We start from the raw sequence: 23,177 nt of genomic DNA, 5'->3' as shown, positions 1-23,177 counted from the left end.
TTCGGGAGTAGCCATCCTTGGCTGCCAAGTACCTCCATGGTACTTAAGCCTGCAAAACAGTAACCTCAATCACTATGGCACAATTGAAATTCCCCAATACTCCTTAATTTTTTTGTATCGTGTAAAGGACATCAACACCGTTTCCAAGCGAGCTAGAGTCTGTTTGTATCGCCCAATTGTTTCCAAATAAATAGCGAACTTGCACGATATTAATAGGAATGACGAGACCACGACTGTAACGGACATAAATTCGTGGTGATATATAGCGTCCGACGACGAAAGCACTTTGCTCAGTGCCTAAGGGTGTGCCGAGAGCATCCAATGTTGTTTGAGATTCGATACCAAACTCACTTAATCCTAATCCCTGTGAAATTTGATCGGCGATTCCGCCCGGTGATCCTTTGCCACCACCTAAGTTAAGTGTGTCGATGGCTTCTAAAAGGAATGATACATTGGAGGGTGTATTGGAATTTGATGGGTGTCCGAATAATAAATACGATAAGATGTCGGCTTGCGATAAATTGGGTGAAGAAGAGAATAGGCTGACGTTAGGGTGCCTTAGGGTACCTTGAATGTTAAGCCCTACAGTAATAGTGCCAAATGATGGGGCTTGTACAGCGGATTGTGGAATGGCTTTAACTTTTTTGACAGCGCGAATATTTAAATTTGGATTTTTCAAAGGGCTTTGTGTAAAAGTAATCATTGATCCAGGCTCGATAATCAGTGTCTTGCCATGAGTAGTGTAAACACCGTCGATAATACCGATTTTGCCATTCACGATATACGTGTGAGCTGGCGTTTTAACAATAACGATCTGTCCTGTTAAGCGGCCCGTTAATCCATGCGAATCGACCATCACGTTATCACCAATAATAATTTTCACGTTAGTAGTGAGATACCATTTTTCTTGTTTTTTGACTGTAGGCCCAACGAAGACAACATCTTCTGGAAGTGATACAGCCCCACTAAGAGTCAAGGGTTTTAAATCGGCACGTGGTATGGTAATTGTACCGCCGATCTGAATTTGGTGGCCTTTTATATCAACAGTCAATGCTGCTGTTACATAAATAAGGTATTCAGGTGTATTCATAATTAATACGTCATTACCTTGAACCGTAAGATGTGTGGATCTGCCTGGAGTGTCGAGTTGCGTTGTGCCGCTAATTTGAATCAATTTATTTTGTGAATAGGCTTCAACACTGTATTTTATAGTCGAAGCAACCGCAGTTAGATTGATAGTAACTTTAGTGAGAGTGAGTCGGAGCTGGGGTATCTGAGCGCTGCCTTGTTGTAATTTGATTTGGCCATTGAGTTTAGGGTGAGAGATGGTCCCACCGATGTTAAGGTTCGCCAATAGTTGACCTTTTGCTTGAATGATATCTGGCATAAATTGTTGGAGTAATCTTAAATCACTAGTATTTATGGTAATAACACCTTGAACCGGCTGACTTGAATTCAAGGATTGGGTAATGGCATAACCCGGCAATAAGATTCGTGCATGGATGGTATCGCGTGCAGATAGATGTAATTGTAGGTTTGCATTAAGGCCAGTTGAATCTAATACGGCTGTTAGAGTGCCATTTATAAAATGCAATTCTGCATGGTTTGTTTGGGCAGGAGAATGGAGACTGCCACGTCCAAATTTCATGGTGAGCGTTGCATGATTGAATTTTTGACCTTGGCCAGTTGCTTTGGCATCAATGTTTACGGGGGTGCGAACATGAAAATCCAGTTTCAATAAGGAAAGAAGGGGAGTTATGTTAACCCCTGTTGCTGTAAATGTAGTTTGCCAAGCCTTATTTTTAGACCAGCCGCCTTGTAAACAAGCACGTCCGCGTGATGAGTGTATGCAAATGGGGGTTGTGGTCATGCGTGCTGATGAGATTTGCAACTGTGCGGGATTGGATAAGTGCCATTGGCCTAATACTTTAGACTGAATGTTAAATTGCGTTAATTGACCGCGCCAAATATTTTTCAGTAATTCTCCATTGAGAGTTAAGTTGACATGCGTGATGCCTGCATTCGGCTCACTCAACGTAATTTGCGCTGTTATTTTGTGTGCATGCGGTCGCCCTATCGCGCTCACATTAAATGTAGATAAGAGTATATGTTGTGTTTCCAAATGAGTTGATTTAAACATAATATGTGAAGAACGCTGATAACTAAGATCAACAAACCATTCGGCGTTCAGTTTATCAATATGATAATTGAATAAAGTTACGTTGGTTCCAGTTAAGTTTCCGTTCCAAATGGGTCTTTTCGTATTTCCTTTGATGGTGCCTTCACCATGAAGCGAGCCTGAGTAATTAGCTACTATCGTTGATAATTGTGTTGCAGAAATTTTCCAATGAATATTCCACTGGCGATCATGAGTCCCTGAGACTTGGATGCTTGCGCCAGGTGTTTGTAGGTGTGAATCTAAAGAAAAAGTTAGTTGTCCTGACTGTAGCTGACCCTCGCTGATTAATTTGAACGTTAAATCGGTTGGCCAGTTTTTATAAAATTTTCGTACGTTGAGGTGTTGAATATTTAGATTAATTTTCGATTGTGAAGAAGGCGACCAATGAAAAACCACATCGCCATTTAAGCTGCCGCCCAGTGTGCGTGCTTCGTGTGTTTGAAGGTGGATCCATTGTTGCCCACCTTCACCCGTGATAGTCCAATTAATGTCATGGCTTTGTGCGATTAGCTTCAGATGATAATGATTCATCGTCCCATCTGCTACTAAACGGACTTTCAATGGATAGGGTTTTTCCAAGTGGCCATTCACATTGATATGTAACTTCTTGGCCGTTATTTCTGCCTTTAGTTTTAACATATCAATGTGCACAGGATATTGATCTTTCGATTGACCGATTTTGATGTCATGAATAATGGCTTTACCAATGTGTAATTCAATGGGTAACGTAAAATTGGGCGCGGTAAATTGTGTAGAGTTTCCTTTGGAGGGCAATGTAATGTTAACGCCGGTAGCGCTTAGCTTTTTAATATCTAATCTGCCTTGTAAAAGTCGATTGGGCCGCCATTGGAAATGAAGTTTCTTGATATAAATAGATGTGTCTTTATAGTGATAGGATAGATCAGTGACGGTGATGGGGCCAATGGGTGGACCGGAAATCGTTTTATATTGCAATTCTCCAGGTACAAACTTTTGGGCGATACTTAATGTTATCTTTAAGCCAACAGGCGAAAATAAAAGTGCGACACTTATAATAATAAGCGCAGACACCGTAATTAAAATCCCTATTATCCATCGAATCATATTGCTGGTCCCATTGAAAATTGAATCACCCACGGTTTGTTAGGTTGGCTAATTGCATTTGCAACGCTCAATTCAAACATTCCGATGGGTGAAAGCCAGACGATCGCTGGTCCTATTCCCACTTTTAATTTATCACCAGAGAGATCATCGGTCACGTTACCAAAATCGGTGAAGGCTGCGAGATAAAAGTTGCCTTTTATTTTTTGTTGTATTTCAAAACTGCCTACAAATATATAACGGCCTGGTCCTATGGTATTATAGCCAAATCCTCGAAGACTTTGTGCGCCACCGGCGAAAAACTGCAAGGATAAGGGCAGGCGTACTAAGTTTGTAATATTGGTGTGACCAATAGTCCCTCGGATTAGAAAACGCGTGGAGTTGAATAAAGTAAATAGAAATTTTGAATCAAGCCGAGTGTGCACGAAGCTGGTTTTGGATAAAACATTTTTACTTGCGCCGATGATTTGTCCTACGATGCTGTAGCCGTGTTTGGGGTGGAGTCGATTATCTGTTCGAATGCGTTGTATGGTATAGGCGGGATAAAGAAGAGTCGTGTTTGTTTTTGGCAAATTCACTAAATTGTAACGTTCTTTAAGATAAGTTAGTGAAAAGCTTTGCTGCCACCCAAAAAATTCAGTCTGATAAATAAAGCTAATGCGCCCGCTATTACCTCTTCCAGTAATTTGATTTTGATTTAAATAACCTCCTGTGAAGATGAACTGATCGGTCGCTGGGTTGTGCCCAGGGATATAATAACTTATTACCGCTTGACTATTTTTTTGAGAGCCCCGAGCGTAAGTGCTAAAACGATGTCCCCATTGATTAATCCAACGATAATCGATGCCAATTAAACCGCGCACACCTGTATCGGTTCCGTATCCCAATCCAAACGTGTATTGCTTCTTCGGTTGAGGGTTCAGCGTAACTTTAATCGGGACCTTAAGATCAGTCGCGTTATTCGGTTCTGGTGTCACGATGACTTGCTGAAAATAATTACTATTGGCCAAATCCTCGCGTGTGTGAGTGACTTTACTTTGTCGATAATGCTCGCCCTGTTTGTATCGTAAAAAGCGACGTAAAAAAGAAAGATTAAAAGGTGTGTGCGAAAAGGAAGTTTTTCCAAAATAAAAACGGGGACCGGTGGCAAAGTGAATAACGACATGTGCCTCGTACGTGCTTAAATTTACATAGACCGCGCTTTTAATCATTTTTGCTCTAAAGTAGCCGTGTGCTTGAGCAACGGTAAAAAGCTCATCTTTTGCAGTGTCATACTTCTCAGAGCTGAAATTATCCCCAACTTTCACGGGAAATTTTGCATAAAGACGTTTAAAAATACGATTTTGGCTGCCGGGGCCCGTAATTTGGAGGTCGAGGGTCGTAAACTTCATTTGTGGGCCAGGATCCACAACAAAACGGCTAGACCAAAAATGACCGTTTCGATGAATGTAAGAATGTATGTGTGGTTTGAAATAACCATAGGGTGCAATAGCTGCTTTAATTTCTTTAGGAATGCTGTGATAAAAGCGCATGACCATTGCCGCGTCGAAACGATCTTTAATGAGCTTTTGTCTATTGGTTAGCGCAGTAAGAGCGTTTTCAAGAGGCTCTCTTGGTAAACCTGTGATTTGAACTTCGAGTGTATTTCCCGATTGAACAGATTGTGCCCATGCTGATGTGCAGAGGCAAATGCAAAGGATGCTGAAAATTAGATAAAGTTGGTTCTTCATCCTGTTGATTATAGACTGCCCAACGAATGGATAGAAGGTATTTGACCTAATCGTCTGTTGCACGAATAATGGAGCTTTCAAGGGGCCATTTGATGTTAACTGCTTATTTGAAATTCACTCGTAAACAATGGTGCGATTTTAGACAAGATGCGCCACTGACGTTGACCGAGCAAGATTTGAAAAAGTTGCACGGTCAAACCGAAGCGGTTTCACTGAGTGAAGTAAAGGACATTTATCTTCCGTTGTCCCGGTTGTTGAGTTTGTACGTTATTGCGCGGCAAGGTTTATATGACGCAACGGGCAAGTTTTTAGGAACCCCCGAGCCCAAGGTGCCCTATATCATTGGGGTTGCTGGAAGTGTTGCGGTTGGTAAGAGTACAACCTCACGCGTCTTGCAAGCTTTATTGTCACGCTGGCCGAATCATCCTTGTGTTGAAATTATCACAACCGATGGTTTTTTATATCCCAATAAAAAGTTGGAAGCTGAGAATTTAATGCAGCGAAAAGGCTTTCCAGAAAGTTACAATACGCAGCACTTGTTGGAGGTGTTGAACGATATTAAATCGGGTAAACGTAATGTAAAAATACCCATTTATTCGCACCATACGTACGACATCATCCCAAATGAATTTGCTCTCATCGATCAGCCCGATATTGTTATTTTAGAAGGATTAAATATATTGCAAACGGGAATGAAGCGGCCGGCTGAGAAAACACAGCTATTCGTATCCGATTTTTTTGATTTTTCATTGTTTGTGGATGCTCAAACCGATGTTATCAAACAGTGGTATGTGGATCGCGTTACATCGTTTCGTGAGGGTTCATTTCAGGATCCCAACGCCTATTTTCACTATTTAACCAAAATGAATAAAGAAGAAGTGGTTAAGTTTGCTGAGCGCGTTTGGCGCGAGATCAACGAGGTAAATTTACTGGAAAATATTGTACCCTTTAAAAATCGGGCTCAGCTCATTTTGAAAAAAGGCCAGGATCATTCTGTAGAAGAAGTTTATCTTCGTAAAATATAATGTTTACATGACTTTTGTCGTGGTTATTGGCATTATCTTGATACGATTTTTGTTTTTACTTCATGGTTATGTTAAGGGGGGGCAACCTACATCATGGCGAAGTATCAAGCTATTGAATCCATAGAAATCATCGATACAACAGGGTCAACAAAGGCGCTATTTGTTCCTGAGTACGGAGGCATGATTTCGTCGATACAAATGGGTGATCGGGAGTTGTTATATCTTCATGATACTTTTTGGGAAAAGGAAGTGACCGATTTGCGAGGTGGATTTCCCTTTTGTTTTCCTGTTGTTGCGCGCCTGAAACGCCAAGAAAGAAAAGGAGTTTATTTATATGATGGTAAACAATATGAGCTGCCCATTCATGGTTTTTCGTGGTTTGAGCCTTGGTCGGTTGAGAATCAAAGCCGCGATCAACTGACGTTAATTTTGCGTGACAATGAGCGAACGCAGAAAATGTATCCATTCAAGTTTGAAATAAAACTTCGTTATGAGATAACGCATAATAAATTAATCTGCCATCAGAGTTATGTTAACTTAAGCGATAAGCCGATGCCGTATTATGCTGGGTTTCATCCTTATTTTCAGGTGGCAAAGCCAGGCGCGGGAAAAAGCGAAGTCACCGTTAATTATCATCCGACACGACGATTCGTTTACAACACAGACTATACAGATATTGTGGGCGAAAAACCGCTATTTGCATTACCTGCTAAGATAACGGATCCCGATGTTAATGAACAGTTGACCCGAGTGGGGCAGAATAAGGAGGCTACATTACATTATCAAAGTGGGGATGTGCTTCATATGGTTGCAGAAGGTGTTGAGGATCCCGATTTATTTCCATACATTCAGCTTTACACAATGCCGGAAAAGCCTTTTTTTTGTATTGAGCCATGGATGAGTTATCCGAATGCAATGAACAGCGTACAAGGTGTGCGTTGGTTAGCATCTGGGCAAAGTGAACATGGGCTATTTAAACTATGGCTTGAAACTGCTAGGGTCTAGCAAATTCAATTAAGGAGTTGGCGCTATAAAATGAGCTTATAGCTAATACCCGCAGTTCCCATGAAAGTATTTGGCAATCGAGTCGAGCCAAAAATATTTAATAGCTGGGCAGTAATTGCGATTTGTGGGCTGAAGTTATAAGCCAAGCCGATACCGCCTAATAAAAGTAAGGGGCCATTTCTTGAGCTGTCGGCAAATCCTAATTTACCGAACGCACTAAAATTGCTTGTAACAGGGTAAATACCTTTAAATGCCATATACCAAGCGTCCGCATGGTAACCTAAACGGCCTTCTACTTTAGGCAACGAAATATAACCAGCTTCAAATGCGAAATTTCGAGTAAATTGAAATCCTGCATCTAAATTCCATGTAAAACCTTTGTTGTGAGTGTAAAGATCATTTGATAAAGTTTGGTGAACTTTGCCGTATCCAAAATTCATTTCGAAATAAAGACCATGATAAGGTCCATTGGCATAAGGGGGTGGTGGTACTTCGCCACCGGCTAAGGCGACTGTACCGAAAAAAAACGCAAATGATCCTAATAATACAATGAGCCTGCTTTTCATGAGTTGTCTCTATAGTATCCACAAAAAAATACCGCCAGTATTTCACACAACATAATGCAAATCAATGTTTATTGTTTCGTTTCGTGGTCAACTTTAACACCATAAAATCGTTTTAACACTTGAACGACATCAGGGTGTTCATGGCGCTCTGCAATCATTAAGGGTGTGTCGTTATATTCAGTGGTTGCCTGAATGTCGGCACCCGCCATAATTAACAGTGGAATGACGTCGGGTGAATTATAGAGTGCGGCAAAATGTAATGGACGAATTTGTGCATCATCTTCGAAATAATTTGGGTCAGCACCTTGTTCTAAGAGTCGCTTCACCGTGTGGAAATGATTTCCTATGACGGCGTCGAGTAAGTCCTTGTTAATATCGCGTTCTAACATGCGGCAAATCATATCATTTCGAACGTTTAATGAATAGTGTATGCTATGGCGATGTCAAATTTACTTCACAACCAGACTGTTCGCACTCGTTTTGCTCCAAGCCCAACAGGCTATCTTCATGTAGGAGGTGCTCGCACAGCATTGTTTAGCTGGCTGTTTGCTCGCAAGCACGGGGGTACATTTATTCTTCGTATCGAAGATACTGACGTGGAGCGCTCAACAAAAGAATCGATGGATGCCATTTTGCAAGGCATGGAATGGTTACACCTTGATTATGATGAAGGGCCTTATTATCAAAGCCATCGATTTGACCGTTATCGTGATGTTATCCAACAATTATTGGATAGTGGTCATGCTTATAAATGTTATTGCACGAAAGAACGTTTGGAGGCCTTGCGTACTGAACAGCAAAAGCAAAAGCAAAAGCCGCGCTATGATGGTCATTGTCGTGATTTATCACCACGAGAATCTAATGAGCCTTATGTCATTCGTTTTCGCAATCCCAAAGAAGGTATGGTGACTTTTGAAGACATGATTCGAGGCACGATCACGATTAGTAATAATGAGTTAGATGACTTAATCATTGCGCGTACCGATGGTACACCCACTTACAATTTAACAGTGGTAGTTGATGATTGGGATATGAAAATTACTCATGTGATTCGTGGTGATGATCATATCAATAATACGCCGCGGCAAATCAATATATTAAAAGCATTAGGCGCGGAATTGCCACAGTATGGGCATGTCCCGATGATTTTAGGTCCTGATGGTAAACGCCTATCGAAGCGTCATGGTGCCGTCAGCGTATTGCAATATCGTCAAGAAGGATATTTGCCGGAAGCATTGGTAAATTATTTAGTGCGGTTGGGTTGGTCTTATGGCGATCAAGAAATTTTTTCACGCGATGAGATGATTCAATATTTTGATGTCAATGCTATTAGTCGCTCGCCGGCTGCGTTTAATCCATCAAAACTTATTTGGTTAAATCAACATTACATGAAAACGTTGAGTCCGATTTTAGTGGCTGAGCCTTTGGGAGATCAGTTAAAAAAACTCGGTGTCGATTATCATCAGGGTCCGAGTTTAGAGCAAGTGGTTGCGTTGCAAGCTGAGCGCACAAAAACTTTGGAAGAGATGGCAGAGCGTAGCATTTATTTTTATCAAGATTTGACAGGTTATGATGAAAAAGCAGCACGTAAACATCTAACGCCCGACATCGCTGCAGCGTTAAAAATCACACACGATCGTATCGCTGCATTAACGAATTGGGATAAAGAGGCCATTCATCAAGTCATCATTAATGTGGCCGAAGAAAGTGGCTTAAAGTTAGGGAAATTAGCTCAGCCAATTCGCGTTGCGGTGACAGGAAATACCGTCTCGCCTCCAATCGATGCAACCTTATTTTTAATCGGCCAGCAACAAGTGGTTGATCGCTTGAAGCGTGCCGCAATTTTTGCTGGTGAGCAAATTTAACTAAGGAATATATATGAGCGCCAAGGATGAGCAACTCGCAGAGCTCTGCGAGCTATCGGGTGTCAAAAATAAAGCAGTTTTGAATGCTGTGGCAGCGACGCCACGTGCGCAGTTTGTCGGTTCACATCAAGAAAATTTTGCTCATGTAGACGAGGCTTTGCCTATTGATTGTGGTCAAACTATCTCGCAGCCTTCATTAGTGGCACGGATGACAGAATTAATGATGGGGCAGCGTGAAAAGGTTCATAAGGTTTTAGAAGTTGGAACAGGTTCTGGCTATCAAGCTGCAATTCTATCGCAACTCGCCAATGAAGTTTATAGAGTAGAACGCATTAAACCGTTATTGAAGCAAGCGGAATCACGATTTCAACAATTAAACTTAAGCAATATAAACACCCTGTATGGCGATGGCTACCTGGATTGGCCTGAACATGGCCCCTACGATGGTATTATTGTCACAGCAGCGGCGCCTGAGGTGCCTGAAGCCCTGATGGACCAGCTCAGTGAAGCGGGTGGCCGTTTGGTTATTCCCATCGGTGAGCAGTTGGTGTGGCAAGAGCTACAGCTCGTTGTTCGCCAGAAAAACAATTATGAAACAACAAGTTATGATTCTGTCGTGTTCGTACCCATGCTGCATGGGAAAGAAAGCAAGTAGTGGATGATGAGTAGAATCCCCTGAATATTGAAAATCCTGTGGAAGTGGTTAAAATATCAGGCCAGGCAATCCAGTGTCTGCCTCGCTAGGAGAAGAGATGAAGTCACCCGCTGAAAAGCTCCCATAATCCGGGTTTGAAAAGGAAAAGATTGATGGTGAGATGGTTGGTATTCGGAGTCCGATAGCGTGGTTACAGCAAAAACGAAAGTTCTAGATTTATCTTTCAATCATACTAAATTTAATGAATCAGGCATTGAAGATTTTTATTGGCCTGTAAAAATTTCTGAAACCAGAGCATATCGCTCGCATTTGTTTAATGAGTTAGCCGATTTCCTTCAAGTTTTACGCGCGGATAATAAGGAGGTATCGCAGTGTATTGAGGTGCTTACTCCCAAATTTATAAATTTATCTATAAATATGTTTCAGGCTGCACTGCTTTACTCCAAAGCTTCTACCGACAGTTATACAATAGAGCTTGGCCAACGTTATTCATTATTAAAGTACCTAAAAACAGAAAATTACCTCTTTGAGGACCCTTATGTTTCTTGTTTAGAAAGAGGTCCTGCACCGCTAAATCGATGGCGTTTACCATTGCGCTTTACCCGAGATATATTGATGAGTCACTGCGAAGGTATCTCACGGAGAACCTTGCGTACAGTTAATTATAAAGATGATGTTATTACGTCAACCACGCAACCACTCGTTCAAGCTTGGAGAAAGAGGTTTGGTTCTCAACGGGTTATTTTTAAAAGGGACAATGCTTTTTTTCATCCGCTTTCAGGGGTTGATGAGTCTCTATCTGATACAGAAAGAGAATGGTTGGGCAAACTGGCTCTATTGAATGAGAAAATGTTTAGACATTTTAATTTGTCATGTCCTGCAGTATTTACGCGGTATATCACGGAGGTATTGGAGAAAAGCATTTGCAGGATCAGGACGCATATTGCCTTGTTAAAAAAGAGAAACGATTTACCGTTAAATTTATGGTCGAATACAGGTGGGTCTCCCTGGTCAAGAATGCTCGCGATTGTTGTAAGAGAACGTGGTGGATTCGTTACTTCATTTGATCATGCGGGGGGGCATGCCTACTCTCATATTTGTGATTTAGACTATATTAACTTTGTTGAGTTTTTAACGTGTGATCGATTTGTAACGTTTTCAAAAAAACAGGCAGGCCGTTTAGAAACGGTTTGTCGAAAAGACCTGTGTAAAGTTGAATTCGATCATGTACAAGATAAAAGTGTACGTTGTTCAGTTGGATCTGCATCAAATATACAATCGAGTCACGCCAAGAAGATTTTATTTTTTATAACCATTTATCCTTGTGAGCGCGTTGGTTGTGCGGCTGATTTTATGAGTAATCAAACGGCCGTTGATTGGCAAATACGTTTATCGTCCTTTTTAAAAGAATTGGGATATGACGTGATATTAAAGCCACATCCCGAGAGCCCTGTTAAGATGCCCCAGTATTTCGAAAAAGATTTGGGTATTAAAATATCTTACGAATCATTCGAGAGCGCAGTTAATGAGGCAGATTATTTGCTTTGTGATTATGTCGCTAGCACAACGTTCCGGACAGCTTGTATGTCGAATAAGCCAATGATTTTAGTGGATTTTGGGTTGAAAAAATTGTCTGATGAAGCAGAGCGGTCTTTATCTAAACGTTGTTCTATTTTGAAAGGTTATTTTGATCAAAATAATCGTGCGATGATTGATTGGGAAAAGCTTGTGCCAGCAATTCAAACGTCAGTCAGTAAGAAGGGTAAAGAATTTATAGTCGATTACTTTTTATAGATCAGATACACTTAATGAATTCAGTATCTTAGCGTCTAAGCATAAATAATGCAATAATATGCTTAAATGGATATTTAGAGTAGGGGGAGCTTATTAGCAATTTAAACCCATTTTAATATAGTTTGGAGGATTTATGAAATATCAAAGTGAACAGGAAGTGTTTTGGACAGAAGATTTTTCGGATAGTTATATTCAGAGGAATCGGTCAATACAGCTTCTGGTGAGTAATATTCAGTTTTTTAGTAAAATTTTTTCATCGACGGTAAAGATTGAGTCAGTATTAGAGTATGGTGCTAATATTGGTATGAATATTATGGCAATGAAAAAATTATTGCCGAGCGCAAAATTTTCTGCGGTAGAAATTAACCCAAATGCTAAGCAGCATTTAGAATCTTTGGGTTGTGAAAATGTCTATATTGAATCGATTTTAAATTTTTCTCCAAAAAATAAATATGATTTTGTTTTGAGTAAGGGTTTATTAATACATATCAATCCGGATTTTTTGGAAAAAGCATATAAAGTAATTTATGAGGCGAGTGATCGTTATATTTGTTTGGCTGAGTACTATAATCCATCGCCAGTAAGCATCCCTTATCGTGGGCATGATAACAAATTATTTAAGCGAGATTTTTGCGGCGAAATGTTGGATGCTTATCCAAACCTCCAGCTCGTTGATTACGGTTTTTCTTATCATCGGGACAATCATTTTCCTCAAGATGATATCACATGGTTTCTTTTAGAAAAAAGATAAGGGGAGGTCGATGATTCGATATTGTGTCAATTGCTTATTACCTGAAACGAAGCCAGATCTTACCTTCGATGATGCAGGTGTATGTGATGCTTGCCAGAACTATCATAATCGCAAGCAAGTTAATTGGGGCCAGCGTAAAAAAGAATTATTGTCAATTCTCGATCGGTATCGATCGAAAAATGGAGAAAACTGGGACTGTATTATTCCAGTTAGTGGGGGAAAAGACAGCACCTATCAAGTCATTAAAATGTTGGAATACGGAATGAATCCTCTGTGTGTGACGTCAACGACATGTGATGTATCTGAGGTGGGTAAAAAAAATATTCAGAATATTAAAGAACTGGGTGTTGATTATATTGAGGCTTCACCAAATCCAAAGGTTCGAAGAAAGCTGAATCGCATTGGTTTATTAGAGGTTGGCGATATTTCATGGCCTGAGCATGTTGGTATCTTTACAATACCTATTCAAGTGGCAGTTAACTATCGTATTCCCCTCATTATTTGGGGTGAGAACTCGCAAAATGAATATGGCGGTCCAGAGCTTGCAAAAGAAGAGCGAGTGTTAAATCGACGTTGGTTGGAAGAGTTTGGCGGTTTGCTAGGAATGCGCGTTACCGATTTGGATTTATACAATATCCAGAAAAAAGATTTGCTGCTTTATACTTATCCTGATGATGCTGCTTTGAGCGACGTTGGTGTTACAGGTATTTTTCTTGGCTATTTTGAGCCTTGGGATGGGTATCGTAATTCTTTGGTTGCTCAGGCGTATGGTTTTAACTGTAATAATGGTCAATTGGTAGAGGGTTCCATTGTTAATTATGAAAATTTAGACAATCATCAAACGGGCATCCATGACTATTTTAAATTTTTAAAATTTGGATTTTCCAGGGCAACTGATATTGCGTCTTTACATATTCGCAGAGGCTTGCTGTCAAGGGAGCAAGGGCTTGAGTTGGTGAAAAAATACGATGGACGTTTTCCTAGCAAGTTGATCTTCCCTCACTTTACCGGACACATTTTTTTTCGATTTTACGCAGCACATTCAAGCGCAACAGGGGTCTTGTAGTCAATAGCTGAATGCATTCTTCTGTGATTGTAATAGCCTTCAATATACTGAAAAAGACTTTGCCTTGCTTCAGCGCGTGTTGTGTAATCATTCACATGCACAAGTTCCGTTTTTAGGGTATGGAAAAAACTTTCTGCAATGGCATTATCCCAACAATTAGCCTTTCTGCTCATTGAACCAATCAGCTTGTTTTGCTTGATGATTTCCCTATATTTTTTCGAACAATATTTTGGACTTTGGATAAATAAAATCCCTTGCCAGTTAGGACAATAATCAAAAAATGTGAGTTTCTAAATCTTAAGCTGTTTTTTGCAGCAATTCGTAGAATTGCTCAGGTGTAAAATTTATTTTATCCAACCATGATTTTACTATCCCAATCAAATCCTCTATTTTTTCAGGGTCTGAGTTTTGCGTCTTTTCTTCAGTCCTCTGAATCGTTTTAATTTTTGAGTTGCTATTTTTGAAAATAGCAGGATGTCGCGTGCGTTTCCCCTGCGTATCACCTTTGGTTCTGCCTTGCGGATTACCGCGTGGTTTGCAGAGATTAGCAGGCGTGCCAACGGTATCAAGCACCGTAGAAAAACCCCGTTGCGTTTGTGAAGGGGTCGCAGTTATTGATGGTTTTTCGTTATCCACTTGGAAGCTCGGCAAATACCGCTCCCATTTTTTCGGTAAAATCGGGGCAAGATTCCTCGCTAGATAAAGTTGCGTATACGCTAATGCTGTCATCCGCCACCAATCTTCTTCGTGCTTAACATCCGGTGTTTGGTATCGGTCAAATAACAGTTTGTCTTTATCAAAACGAAAGTAGTGTTCAATGTCATAGCGTCTATCGTAATAGTGATACGCTTCTAATGCTGTGATTTCATTACGTCGTTCACCAGCGAGTCCTAACCAGAGTGGATTTTTATATAAAGATTTACCGTTAGCATCAACCGCAACCAATTGCACAACAGTAACAGGATGCTCATATCCTTTAAATTGCTTTGAACCACGCAGTAATTGGTCACGCCATATTTTAATCTCCAATTGGTAAGTTTTGCCACTGCGGGTTGTAATGGGTTGCTGCACAATCTCATCGGATTCACGGTGAGTCGTGCTGTCGTTTAGTTTCATCGCATCACCATAGCGTTTTATACTTCCTGAGGTATTATCTTCTATTGATGCGGGCGCGAAAACATTACGGGTACTGTTAAAACGGAAAAGATGTACCCAATTGGGATTTTCGCTAACCAGTTTACGGCAAGCTTCTGTACCATATTTTGAATCAGCCACGCTAACCACCAATTTATGAGTAAGCGCTAAGTCTGCAATACAACGGTTAATTTGCTGCATCCCAACTACATTGCCTTTTTCATCGCTTTTAACGCGCCTCGTATCCAGTGGAACTAACCAATGCTTTTCTTGAGCTGCACCATCATTGGGCAATAGTGATACCGTTGAATATTCATGTCCAATGGTAATCGGTTTGTTACCCGGTGCTGGATTAGGGCTGTAAACCACATGGCGATCTTCAACACAGTGTGCACTTTGACGCGACTGTGGTGTCGTATCCGCAATAATGATCACACGGTCATCGCTATGACTCACATGTTCATATTGTATTTTCATCATGCTATCCCAACAATTTGCTACCGACAAACCATCGCTAATCGCATCGGTAATACTACTGTATTCACGTTCAAAGTATGGCGATTCACATAATTCTATGGGTGTTTTGCAGCGATGGCCATGGCTTGAAAGGGCATCGAGTAAATTCATATTGGCATCGCGTCGCGCGGGGAAGATGTTGTAGAGGAATGTACGGAATTGTTTTAGTTTTTCTGTCGCTAACATCGTTTGTTCCTTATTTTATTTTTTCGAACAAACGTTGTTTACAACGTAAAATTTTTTTTCGGTTTCTATGTCAAGCAATTTTTAATTATTTTTATAAATTTATCCAAAGTCCAAAATATTGACTGCCCCGATCAGAGTGTATAATCACTTGCTTTGGATATTTTCGTTTGAATAACGCCATCAATAACGCATCACACACTAAATCTTGTTTCATGCTTTTATTCATTGACGAGCCAATAACCGAACGTGAATGCACATCGATAACCACCGCTAAATACAACCAACCTTCACGGGTTGGAATGTACGTCAGATCACTCACCCATTTTTGATTGATCGCCGTTCTCGTGAAATCTCTCTTTAAAATATTCTCAAAAATAGCCTTGTTGTGACCCGAGTCTGTGGTTATTTTAAATCTACGCTTGGCAAGTGCTTTTAAGCCCATGGAGCGCATACGCCGCTCAATACGCGTGTGACTGCAGGAAATCGATTCCGCTTGCAATGCACGAGTTATACGTGGTGAACCGTAACGTTGTTTGTTTCTCATATAAATTACCTTAATTTTTTCATCTAATTGTTGGTTTGCTTGCTCACGTGGGCTCATAGGTCGCGATAGCCAGTCATAATAACCACTACGACTGACACCCAGTACATCACATAGCAAGTTAATTCCAAATAGTTGGGCGTGCTTTTGAATAAAGCTGTACTTCACTCGAGTTCTTTCGCGAAGTACGTGGCCGCCTTTTTTAGAATGGCTTTCTCCTGTTCCAGTCGTGCCAGTCGCTTCTTAAGCTGTTGATTTTATTCAATGAGTTCCCCTATGTTGACCGGTTGCTTTGCGCTGGGATGAATCACTTCACCACTCTTCCTGGCTTTATCCACCCAGGTGTGGAGGGTCGCTTCGGGCATGCCTAAGTCTTTTGCAGCGCTTAACACGGAAGGAGAACTGAGTGCTAGATGGATTGCTTCTTCTTTAAATTCCGGTGTGTATTTTCGAGTCTTCTTTGTCATGAGATCACCTCTTTGTTACTTCATAGATTTTAACAAATTAGTGTCCGGTAATTTAGGGGAAGATTAAGTACCTTGGAAAACCGATTGAGGACATATTATCGCCTTTAGATGTTAGTTTAGAGGAATTTATTAAAACCTGCGATCGCTTTACGAATCGAGGTTTATTTCAGTTGAACGCAGATGGTTCTTTGAAAAAAGATCGATACGGCAATCTCACAAAAGTTAACTATGACAACGTGGTGCTCACAGATGAAGCTGCTTATCATTGATATGGGCATGGGTAATATCCATTCCGTCGTGAAAGCAGTTGCTCACTGTGGCGCGTCGCCCTTATTGCTGAGTAAGCCACAAGAAATATCTGAGCCTTACAAAATTATTTTACCGGGCGTTGGTGCATTTTCTGATGCGGCAAAAAACTTAAAGCAGTCGGGCTGGTGGGATTTTCTTTCAACAGAAGTCCCTAGGCAAAAAATACCTTTATTGGGAATTTGTTTGGGAATGCAGTTGTTGGCGGATGTCAGTTACGAAGGTAAGGAAACAAAAGGGCTGGGCTTGATTCCTGGTGAAGTCAAAAAGCTAAAATTTGATACGGACTATCCTGTGCCACATATCGGATGGAACGAAGTGGTTTTTCAAGAGCATCATCCGATCTTCAATGATATTCCAAGCTCAAAAGATTTTTACTTTGTTCACAGTTATCATTTTGAAGCTAAACAGAATACAAGTTGCTTTGCCAAAACGGAATATGGTAATGAATTTTGTTCGGTAGTAACCCGAGAGCTAATCACAGGTGTTCAGTTTCATCCTGAGAAAAGCGGTTTATATGGGTTAAAGTTACTTAAAAATTTTATTTTATGCTAAAAAAACGTATTATTCCGACTTTGCTTTGGAAAGATTTTGGTCTAGTAAAAGGCAAGCAATTCTACAATGACAGAAGAGTGGGTACTGTTTTACCCGCAGTAAAAGTTTATAATATGCGCTGCGTTGATGAGTTGATTTTTCTGGATATCACCGCGACTGAAAAAAAAGGCGAGCCTAATTATCAAGTTATAGAGGAATTTTCTGAAGAGTGCTTTGTTCCTTTAACTGTGGGTGGTGGGATTTCTAAATTAGAGCATGCTAAACGGTTGTTTAGAGTCGGTGCTGATAAAGTGTTGCTGAATACAGCCTGTTATGAGAATCCTGGATTAGTCGAGGAGTGTGCCAGTTTTTTTGGGTCGCAATCCATAGTCGTTGGAATCGATTTTAAAGAAAGTAGCCGGGGACAGCATCAAACCTATAAAAATTCAGGCAAGGAGTTAACTGGTTATGATCCTTGTGCTTGGGCAAAAATGCTGGAGAGCTTAGGGGCAGGAGAAATATTGTTAACGTCCATCGATCGAGATGGTATGTTGTCTGGGTATGATCTTGATGTCGTGAATCAAGTTTGTGAGGCAGTGAAGATACCTGTGATTGTTTCCGGTGGCGCTGGTTCCTACGAAGATTTTTATGAAGTTTTTTCTCAGACGAGAGCTTCTGCCGTTTCTGCGGCTAGTCTATTCCACTTTACTGAACAAACACCGAATGAAGCTAAAAAATACCTTTTCGAACGAAAAATACCAGTGAGAGTGTTTACCTGATGGTGTGAATTCGCCTGTCGGGACCATCACAGTCGGTCTCATGCCAGGTCTTTGTGCTCGATGGAGTGCGTTAGTCTTGACACGGATTAAGAGTGGCGCTATGGTTGTTTCCCGATCAGGAAGATCGGCAGGGTGCGTTTAGTAGAATGACACACTAGGACAGGGAAGTCCGAGGAATCTATGACAAGTTTATGCTGGCGTAGCTCAGTTGGTAGAGCAGCTGATTTGTAATCAGCCGGTCGGGAGTTCGAATCTCTTCGCCAGCTTCATTTTCATTATCAATATCAGGTTTTCGAATATAATTTGCACAAGGACTGGCATAAGTTAAAAGGTTTTAAACATGCCGATGCTTCTCTCTTCTGCATGTCAGTTAATCATTTTCATCCTCTACTGTTCCAAAATAAAATAAGAGGTTTATTGATGAAATATTCATATCTCAATAAATGCATCCCAACGCTTATCGTCGCTTTAATCTGTTCAGGCTGCTCATCTTCTATTAAGCCGGAGTACGGGTATCTGGGTCGCGCTAAATTTATTCCCGCTCAAAATGCAAGAAATTTTTATGGAAAAGAATTGTGCCAAGCAAATGAGTATCACTGTATAAAAATTAAAAATAGTGATACTTGGTCAAAATTATTTCCTGATGCTAAAGAGCGTCAAATAGTGATGCGACTTAATCGTTTAAATATGCCGTTATCGCGTCGACCATGGATTGTAGTCCCCGATAAGTTATCTGAAATCGCCTATAACGATATTTCACCGTTACCTTTAAAAATTAGCACTAAAGGAAAAAAACAGATTCTAATTAGTTTACGCGAACATGCGTTCGCAGCTTATGATACACGAGGCAATTTAGTCCACTGGGGACCGATCTCTGCGGGCAAGCAAAATTGTCCTAGCGGCGAAACCTGTGAAACTGTTATTGGTAAATTTAGGGTGTTTCGTGTCCATGGTGAGAATTGTAAATCAGGAAAATATCCAATTGCGACTAACGGTGGCGCACCTATGCCATATTGCATGTTTTTCCATCGTGGCTGGGCAATACACGGCTCGACATTGCCGGGTCGTCATAATAGTCATGGTTGTGTAAGACTGTTTTACGAAGATGCTAAATGGTTGAATAAGTTTTTTGTGAAAATTGGTACGATCGTTAACGTGCTTAGTTGAGCTCCATGGCTGTAGCTTGCCTTTTAGAATCTACAACGTGAGAGTCAAATTAACTACTTGCATGCTGCTTAGCCAAACGCTCCACCACCCACCTTTTAATTAGCGAAGTGTGTGTTACACCAATTTTAGCGACTTCGTTATCGACTTTTTCAAGAATGTTTTTGGGAAAATCGATGCTAATGCGGGGCCACGAGGTTGACGACGGCCTTCTTCCCAGTTTTGTAGTGTTATCGGAGATAGAGACACATGAATGTATCCTGATGTTGTGATTTGTTGGAGATTATTATGCAAATGTTATGTTGTTAGATTCATTGGTGATTCATTTCAACTATGAGACATGTTGATAATATCTATGCATTCCAATCGATGGGGGGGCCTAGATTGGCGGCAGCTGAAAAAAATGATTCCGCTTTTTCATAATCTTTAGTTTTTAAATAGAAAAAAGCTAATTCAGCGTGACCAATTGCATTTGTAGGGCAGTTATCAATAATAGTGTCAAATTGAGCAAAACGCAGCGCAATGTTATGACCTTCCCCCTAAACTAGTACCAGGACACCGATGAGATATTCATGTTAAGCAGCCTGTTTCGCAAATTCAATAGGCGGCATATAATTTAATGAACTGTGTGGTCTTTTAGTATTGTAGTGCTTTCTCCATTGGTTGATTTCATGTCGGGCTTCTTCAATTGAACGAAACCAGTGTTGATTTAAACATTCGTTGCGGAACTTGCCATTTAAGCTTTCAACAAACGCATTCTGAGTTGGCTTTCCAGGTTGAATGAAAGCAAGCTTGGTTTTGTTTTCCCTGGACCAAAAGAACATTGCTTTGCTTGTAAACTCTGTACCATTATCACAAACAATTTGTTTTGGCAGCCTGCGTTGCTCACTAAGCTCTGCTAGGAAGCGTGCCACCTGACGTCCTGATATAGAAAATGCTGTTAGCTGGCCAATAAGTTCACGATTAAAATCATCGATAATGTTTAGCACACGAAAACGCCTTCCATTGGCCAGCTGATCGTAAACAAAATCCATCGACCAACGCTCATTTCTCTGAGTCGGTGATGACATCACTAATCGTAGTCGCTGTATTTTTTTACGCTTTTTTGTACGCACCTGGAGCTTTTCTTCTTTGTAAATCCGGTAGGTTTTTTTCTTATTCATGACAAGCCCCTCTGCTTTTAAGAGGCTGTGAAGCATTAAATAACCATACCGAGAATACTGAGCTGCCAATTCTTTTAATCGAGCTCTAATCAACTCGTCTCGTCGCTTTTTGGGTCCGTAACGGTAAGCCGTTCGACTTAGCCCGACTAGCTTGCAGGCCATTCGTTCACTCAGCTTAAAGGCGCTCATTAAGTGACAAACAACCTGCTTCTTGCTAGCAGGCGTTACCACTTTTTTGAAACAACATCCTTGAGCGCTTCATTTTCTAACATCTTTTCAGCCAGCAGCTTTTTTAACTTATTGTTCTCGGACTCCAGCTCTCGCAGGCGCTTAGCTTCGTTAACCTCTAGGCCAGCATACTTGCTACGCCAATTGTAAAAAGTACCGCCAGATATGCCTAAGCGACGGCACAGGTCTTCCACCTTAGCGCCACTTTCATGCTCTTTGATCGCTTTAATGATTTGTTCTTCTGTATAACGTTTTTTCATGTTGAGATCTCCTCGGTCGTAGAATAATTGGAAATCTCATCCATGTCATGGTGTTAATTTTGGGGGAAAGGTCAGTTATACCAATTCACGATTTCTTGTTCAGTGAGATAACTATGATTTTCAATACGGCTTCGAATAAAATCGAACTGTTTCGTTATTTGATGCCTAGCATCAGGTCCTTCATTTTGAATGATTTCAGCGATAAAATCAGGGCTTGGTGTTCGTTGCGGGAATAATAGTTTTTTTTGAGTAAGTCCGGTTGACTGAATATGTAACCATAAAAATAAGAATTGAGTGTGAGTTCTTGTTGCTGGTATCCGCAATATCCTGGAGTTAAGTGTTTAAATTTTGTTTTCATTGTCAGTCATCCTGCGTAATTATAATAATTTGTCTTCTTGTGTCAGTGGGTTGGTATTGAATTTCTTTTTCCTTAAATCCTGAGGCTATGATTAAATGTTTATATTCTGGAAAAGTTCTTTCTTTGCCTTCTGTATGTAAAAGCATAGTGATGTCACTAATAGAAGCTTGAGATACTTTGGAATCCGGTAGAATTTCCTCAATTATCACAAGCTGACCATTTTCAGTTAAATGATTCTTAGCTCGCTTTAACAGTTTAATGCAAACTTCGTCTGTCCAGTCATGAAGGATCCATGCGAAACAGATCATTGAAAACTTTTCGTTACTAGAAAGTCCTGGCAAATTTTCATCGTTGAGGTCGTTTAAAAAATTGCCTGATATGTAGGTTATTTGCGCTAGCTGTTTGTCGTCAGCATAATCCCGCAAAATTTTTTTCATAAGGGGTATAGCATCTGGGTGTTCATACAAATAAATTTGCAAAGATGGTGTCGACTTAAGCAGTGAGATTGCTATCGCACCGCTGCCACCGCCTATATCCAGTACTTTTAAATGGGGGGCAAGTTTAAGCTTAAAGCATAATTTATCATTGTCTTCTGAATTAAGCCTATGAATCCCACGTGTAAAAATCTCGACTAAATGGGGTTCGCTTGCATAGAGATTAAATGCAGTTGAGGTGTCTTCATGGCCAGTGATTATTTTCCACTGGCTTCTGCCTTCTTTCAATGCATTGATTATGGTTTCTGGAGCGAAGGTATTTAACATGATTTTTTTATAGTGATGTAACTTTGGGCCTATATACATCAATCCCGACGAACATAAATAAGGAACGAGTTCGTCAAAAATTCTATAGTGGCTAGAGTTTGTTTTATCGATTAATCCGTTTTCTACCGCTTTTTCCAAGAGTTGATGCGACGTATCATTCGTGATATCAGATTCTTCTATAGTATGATTGTGATTATTGTATATTTTATCGGGTAGATTTTGCTCAATGAGATCTATGAGCATTAAAGTTGGTTCAATAGAGTAATTTATTATGTGTAAGTGTTGAAACTCATCAGATTGGTTTTTGGTTGTTAGTCCCATAAATGTGGTTGCATTTAAAAATCGTTCTAATGCGGCTGGATCCAGATGTAGTTTGGCTGCCAGTGTATGAGGTTTTGAAGCTTGAGCTAAGTGTTCAGGTAAGTTTAGCATCTCATAAGCATGAGCTATACCTGCTAGTCTAAAGGCCTGTTCACAGTGCTTTAACCGATTCACTGGATTGTCACTTTCCATGCTCAACGCATCCTTTATCTTCTCTTTTTAATTTTTTTATAAGCTGTTCTTTTTGCAGCTGCTCAATTACAACTTGTTCGGTAGCTGTTGTAAAGCCAATCATGTGTGCATCTTCTTGGTTCAGCCCACGAATTATTTCATAATTGTTGGAAATTTCCTTGGCAGTAATAACAGTGTGTTTCTTCGACCCTTTTTTGTGGATGGCGAATAACATTTCATTACTTTGCTCAGAGAGCCGCTTAGCTAAGATTTTGTATTTTGGACTATTGATTCCTAAATAACCAAGATAGGTGAGGTTGCGTATATCGATGGGCGAAAATAAATTGACAAGCCTGTCATCTGACAATAGTTCTTCAGGTTTTGTTTTATAGGTTACTGATCGCCCAATAATTTGGATCGTTACATAATATTCATTCGCTTCGTCTTTCTCAATATTCACAATACGATAAATAGGCCTATACATTTCATGATGACGAGATCTACTAATATTAATATATTTTATAAACTTCTTCATGTCCTTCAAAAATTTGTTTATTGATTTAAACATTTAA

Annotated in this window: 20 protein-coding genes, 1 tRNA gene and 1 pseudogene; 11 read left to right on the top strand and 11 right to left on the bottom strand. The window is 40.3% G+C overall.

All coding sequences use genetic code 11. The features are described 5' to 3' along the window. Positions 1-103: 103 nt before the first annotated feature. Both ACJMKR_RS01160 and ACJMKR_RS01155 read right to left on the bottom strand, forming a co-directional pair. Positions 104-3,262, bottom strand: a complete 3,159-nt coding sequence (locus tag ACJMKR_RS01160) for a translocation/assembly module TamB domain-containing protein (RefSeq protein ID WP_423063424.1) — start codon at positions 3,260-3,262, stop codon at positions 104-106. After that, on the bottom strand, positions 3,259-4,989 hold the full coding sequence (locus tag ACJMKR_RS01155) for an autotransporter assembly complex protein TamA (protein ID WP_423063423.1): 1,731 nt from the start codon (positions 4,987-4,989) through the stop codon (positions 3,259-3,261). The genes ACJMKR_RS01160 and ACJMKR_RS01155 overlap by 4 nt, the downstream gene beginning before the upstream one ends. Positions 4,990-5,081: 92 nt before the next feature. On the opposite strand from ACJMKR_RS01155, the gene coaA reads away from it, so the two are divergent. Then, a complete protein-coding gene (gene coaA / locus ACJMKR_RS01150) occupies positions 5,082-6,014 on the top strand; it encodes a type I pantothenate kinase (RefSeq protein WP_423063422.1) in 933 nt (310 codons plus the stop codon). A gap of 93 nt (positions 6,015-6,107) precedes the next feature. After that, on the top strand, positions 6,108-7,019 hold the full coding sequence (locus ACJMKR_RS01145; protein WP_423063421.1) for an aldose epimerase: 912 nt from the start codon (positions 6,108-6,110) through the stop codon (positions 7,017-7,019). Between the two features lie 23 nt (positions 7,020-7,042). On the opposite strand, the gene ACJMKR_RS01140 is transcribed toward ACJMKR_RS01145, so the two are convergent. Together ACJMKR_RS01140 and ACJMKR_RS01135 are read right to left on the bottom strand one after the other, a co-directional pair. Beyond that, positions 7,043-7,585 carry a hypothetical protein gene (locus tag ACJMKR_RS01140; RefSeq protein ID WP_423063420.1) on the bottom strand — a complete coding sequence of 181 codons (543 nt, stop codon included), beginning with the start codon at positions 7,583-7,585 and terminating at the stop codon, positions 7,043-7,045. A 68-nt stretch (positions 7,586-7,653) separates the two neighbouring features. Next, positions 7,654-7,959, bottom strand: a pseudogene (locus ACJMKR_RS01135) (ankyrin repeat domain-containing protein); the annotation flags it as partial. 66 nt (positions 7,960-8,025) lie between these two features. On the opposite strand from ACJMKR_RS01135, the gene gltX reads away from it, so the two are divergent. The 5 genes from gltX to ACJMKR_RS01110 all read left to right on the top strand — a co-directional run bounded on the left by gltX (position 8,026) and on the right by ACJMKR_RS01110 (position 13,716). Then, on the top strand, positions 8,026-9,450 hold the full coding sequence (gltX, locus tag ACJMKR_RS01130) for a glutamate--tRNA ligase (RefSeq protein ID WP_423063419.1): 1,425 nt from the start codon (positions 8,026-8,028) through the stop codon (positions 9,448-9,450). A gap of 13 nt (positions 9,451-9,463) precedes the next feature. Next, positions 9,464-10,105, top strand: a complete 642-nt coding sequence (locus ACJMKR_RS01125) for a protein-L-isoaspartate(D-aspartate) O-methyltransferase (protein WP_423063418.1) — start codon at positions 9,464-9,466, stop codon at positions 10,103-10,105. A 186-nt stretch (positions 10,106-10,291) separates the two neighbouring features. Continuing rightward, positions 10,292-11,899: a hypothetical protein gene (locus ACJMKR_RS01120; protein WP_423063417.1), complete on the top strand. Its 1,608-nt coding sequence runs from the start codon at positions 10,292-10,294 to the stop codon at positions 11,897-11,899. Positions 11,900-12,032: 133 nt separating this feature from the next. Further along, positions 12,033-12,650, top strand: coding sequence for a pseudaminic acid biosynthesis-associated methylase (locus tag ACJMKR_RS01115; RefSeq protein WP_423063416.1), 618 nt, complete (start codon positions 12,033-12,035; stop codon positions 12,648-12,650). Between the two features lie 10 nt (positions 12,651-12,660). Continuing rightward, the gene (locus ACJMKR_RS01110; protein ID WP_423063415.1) at positions 12,661-13,716 is read left to right on the top strand and encodes an N-acetyl sugar amidotransferase; all 1,056 of its coding nucleotides are present in this window, start codon (positions 12,661-12,663) and stop codon (positions 13,714-13,716) included. Here ACJMKR_RS01110 and ACJMKR_RS01105 read toward each other — a convergent pair. The 4 genes from ACJMKR_RS01105 to ACJMKR_RS01090 all read right to left on the bottom strand — a co-directional run bounded on the left by ACJMKR_RS01105 (position 13,680) and on the right by ACJMKR_RS01090 (position 16,560). Continuing rightward, complete coding sequence (locus ACJMKR_RS01105) at positions 13,680-13,889, bottom strand: IS3 family transposase (RefSeq protein ID WP_423063414.1); 210 nt, start codon at positions 13,887-13,889, stop codon at positions 13,680-13,682. The two genes, ACJMKR_RS01110 and ACJMKR_RS01105, sit on opposite strands and share 37 nt — an antisense overlap. 124 nt (positions 13,890-14,013) lie before the next feature. After that, entirely contained in the window at positions 14,014-15,552 is a 1,539-nt protein-coding gene (locus ACJMKR_RS01100; RefSeq protein WP_423062693.1) for a transposase, read from the bottom strand. 91 nt (positions 15,553-15,643) lie between these two features. Beyond that, positions 15,644-16,261: an IS3 family transposase gene (locus tag ACJMKR_RS01095; RefSeq protein ID WP_423063413.1), complete on the bottom strand. Its 618-nt coding sequence runs from the start codon at positions 16,259-16,261 to the stop codon at positions 15,644-15,646. 89 nt (positions 16,262-16,350) lie between these two features. Continuing rightward, positions 16,351-16,560, bottom strand: a complete 210-nt coding sequence (locus ACJMKR_RS01090) for a transposase (RefSeq protein WP_423062405.1) — start codon at positions 16,558-16,560, stop codon at positions 16,351-16,353. A 249-nt stretch (positions 16,561-16,809) separates the two neighbouring features. On the opposite strand from ACJMKR_RS01090, the gene hisH reads away from it, so the two are divergent. The 4 genes from hisH (at position 16,810) to ACJMKR_RS01070 (ending at position 19,346) form a co-directional block, all read left to right on the top strand. After that, the gene (gene hisH / locus ACJMKR_RS01085) at positions 16,810-17,421 is read left to right on the top strand and encodes an imidazole glycerol phosphate synthase subunit HisH (protein ID WP_423063412.1); all 612 of its coding nucleotides are present in this window, start codon (positions 16,810-16,812) and stop codon (positions 17,419-17,421) included. After that, positions 17,415-18,179, top strand: coding sequence for an imidazole glycerol phosphate synthase subunit HisF (gene hisF / locus ACJMKR_RS01080; protein WP_423063411.1), 765 nt, complete (start codon positions 17,415-17,417; stop codon positions 18,177-18,179). The genes hisH and hisF overlap by 7 nt, the downstream gene beginning before the upstream one ends. 193 nt (positions 18,180-18,372) lie before the next feature. After that, positions 18,373-18,445 (top strand) — tRNA-Thr (locus ACJMKR_RS01075). 151 nt (positions 18,446-18,596) lie between these two features. Continuing rightward, positions 18,597-19,346, top strand: coding sequence for a L,D-transpeptidase (locus tag ACJMKR_RS01070; RefSeq protein ID WP_423064261.1), 750 nt, complete (start codon positions 18,597-18,599; stop codon positions 19,344-19,346). 572 nt (positions 19,347-19,918) lie between these two features. Here ACJMKR_RS01070 and ACJMKR_RS01065 read toward each other — a convergent pair. The 3 genes from ACJMKR_RS01065 to ACJMKR_RS01055 form a co-directional block, all read right to left on the bottom strand. Continuing rightward, positions 19,919-20,994 (bottom strand): IS3 family transposase gene (locus ACJMKR_RS01065; protein ID WP_423062317.1). Its coding sequence is split into 2 segments (ribosomal slippage): positions 19,919-20,745 and positions 20,745-20,994, totalling 1,077 coding nucleotides; the frame shifts between segments, so codons are not numbered across the junction. Between the two features lie 360 nt (positions 20,995-21,354). Next, positions 21,355-22,626, bottom strand: coding sequence for a methyltransferase (locus tag ACJMKR_RS01060; protein WP_423063410.1), 1,272 nt, complete (start codon positions 22,624-22,626; stop codon positions 21,355-21,357). Continuing rightward, the gene (locus ACJMKR_RS01055; protein ID WP_423063409.1) at positions 22,616-23,173 is read right to left on the bottom strand and encodes a hypothetical protein; all 558 of its coding nucleotides are present in this window, start codon (positions 23,171-23,173) and stop codon (positions 22,616-22,618) included. The genes ACJMKR_RS01060 and ACJMKR_RS01055 overlap by 11 nt, the downstream gene beginning before the upstream one ends. Positions 23,174-23,177: the final 4 nt, after the last annotated feature.

This window comes from Candidiatus Paracoxiella cheracis (assembly GCF_049348705.1).
Taxonomy (GTDB): Bacteria; Pseudomonadota; Gammaproteobacteria; order Coxiellales; family Coxiellaceae; genus Paracoxiella; species Paracoxiella cheracis.
The sequence above is the reverse complement of the archived record's forward strand: the minus strand, read 5'-3'. Positions and strand labels throughout refer to the sequence as shown.

What these genes read in the sequence shown, in the direction of transcription:
- ACJMKR_RS01160 (WP_423063424.1), bottom strand. Translation starts at nt 3,262, where the DNA reads ATGATTCGATGGATAATAGGGATTTTAATTACGGTGTCTGCGCTTATT.
- ACJMKR_RS01155 (WP_423063423.1), bottom strand. Translation starts at nt 4,989, where the DNA reads ATGAAGAACCAACTTTATCTAATTTTCAGCATCCTTTGCATTTGCCTC.
- coaA (WP_423063422.1), top strand. Translation starts at nt 5,082, where the DNA reads ATGTTAACTGCTTATTTGAAATTCACTCGTAAACAATGGTGCGATTTT.
- ACJMKR_RS01145 (WP_423063421.1), top strand. Translation starts at nt 6,108, where the DNA reads ATGGCGAAGTATCAAGCTATTGAATCCATAGAAATCATCGATACAACA.
- ACJMKR_RS01140 (WP_423063420.1), bottom strand. Translation starts at nt 7,585, where the DNA reads ATGAAAAGCAGGCTCATTGTATTATTAGGATCATTTGCGTTTTTTTTC.
- gltX (WP_423063419.1), top strand. Translation starts at nt 8,026, where the DNA reads ATGTCAAATTTACTTCACAACCAGACTGTTCGCACTCGTTTTGCTCCA.
- ACJMKR_RS01125 (WP_423063418.1), top strand. Translation starts at nt 9,464, where the DNA reads ATGAGCGCCAAGGATGAGCAACTCGCAGAGCTCTGCGAGCTATCGGGT.
- ACJMKR_RS01115 (WP_423063416.1), top strand. Translation starts at nt 12,033, where the DNA reads ATGAAATATCAAAGTGAACAGGAAGTGTTTTGGACAGAAGATTTTTCG.
- ACJMKR_RS01110 (WP_423063415.1), top strand. Translation starts at nt 12,661, where the DNA reads ATGATTCGATATTGTGTCAATTGCTTATTACCTGAAACGAAGCCAGAT.
- ACJMKR_RS01105 (WP_423063414.1), bottom strand. Translation starts at nt 13,889, where the DNA reads ATGAGCAGAAAGGCTAATTGTTGGGATAATGCCATTGCAGAAAGTTTT.
- ACJMKR_RS01100 (WP_423062693.1), bottom strand. Translation starts at nt 15,552, where the DNA reads ATGTTAGCGACAGAAAAACTAAAACAATTCCGTACATTCCTCTACAAC.
- ACJMKR_RS01090 (WP_423062405.1), bottom strand. Translation starts at nt 16,560, where the DNA reads ATGACAAAGAAGACTCGAAAATACACACCGGAATTTAAAGAAGAAGCA.
- hisH (WP_423063412.1), top strand. Translation starts at nt 16,810, where the DNA reads ATGAAGCTGCTTATCATTGATATGGGCATGGGTAATATCCATTCCGTC.
- hisF (WP_423063411.1), top strand. Translation starts at nt 17,415, where the DNA reads ATGCTAAAAAAACGTATTATTCCGACTTTGCTTTGGAAAGATTTTGGT.
- ACJMKR_RS01060 (WP_423063410.1), bottom strand. Translation starts at nt 22,626, where the DNA reads ATGGAAAGTGACAATCCAGTGAATCGGTTAAAGCACTGTGAACAGGCC.
- ACJMKR_RS01055 (WP_423063409.1), bottom strand. Translation starts at nt 23,173, where the DNA reads ATGTTTAAATCAATAAACAAATTTTTGAAGGACATGAAGAAGTTTATA.